Origin of the sequence: Streptomyces sp. NRRL F-2664 (assembly GCF_000719345.1) — a bacterium.
In the GTDB taxonomy this organism is placed as follows: domain Bacteria; phylum Actinomycetota; class Actinomycetes; order Streptomycetales; family Streptomycetaceae; genus Streptomyces.
In genome coordinates this window covers 1-614 of the sequence record NZ_JOFX01000306.1, presented here as the reverse complement: position 1 = coordinate 614, position 614 = coordinate 1, and the positions used below count along the sequence as shown (strand labels likewise).

Below are 614 nucleotides of genomic sequence, written 5' to 3'. Positions count from 1 at the left end.
TCCACAGCAGCCTCGGCTACCGCAGCCCTGCCGAATACGAGACCGCCTTGGCGGCCTGACCACACACCAAAAGTGTCCGCCAAAGCGGAACAAGCTCAGACGTGCTTGTGCGGGTCGATCCCCACTGTCACCATCGAGCTGTCCTCTTGTCTGCTGTCGCGGATGACGGGCCAGACGCGAGGGCCCTGGCCAGGGGACAGACCTATTGCGAGTTGACGGCTCAGCAGGCTTCTATCAAGTCACTCCCGGCCAGGGCTCTCGCTCTGTGGACCGCCGTGGACATATCAACGGAAAGCCTTCCGGCACGTGTTCTCCGAGTCACCCAGCGGTCCCGCCGAACTTCTCCCGTCGAAGAAGCCCGGCCCGCCAAGACTGCACCAATAGGTGTTCTCGTTCGTTCCGCGCTGCCATGGACTATGCGGATCGGCGACGAAGACGGGAATTCCCGTCTCGGCTCTGAATTGCGCATGAGTCGGCATCTCTTTACCGCGATCCCAGGTCAGCGACCGTGCTATTGAACTTGATTGGGTGATGTCGGTTCCGTTCGCCTGACAGTTGGGTGTCGGCACCGATAGCTCTGGGGTGTGAGGTACGCGCAGGGCGGCGGACTGACC

1 pseudogene is annotated in these 614 nt (G+C 61.9%); it reads right to left on the bottom strand.

From position 1 onward, the window contains the following. Window positions 1-383: 383 nt before the first annotated feature. Window positions 384-512 (bottom strand): annotated as a pseudogene (locus tag IF89_RS45655) (IS30 family transposase); the annotation flags it as partial. Window positions 513-614 lie beyond the last annotated feature (102 nt).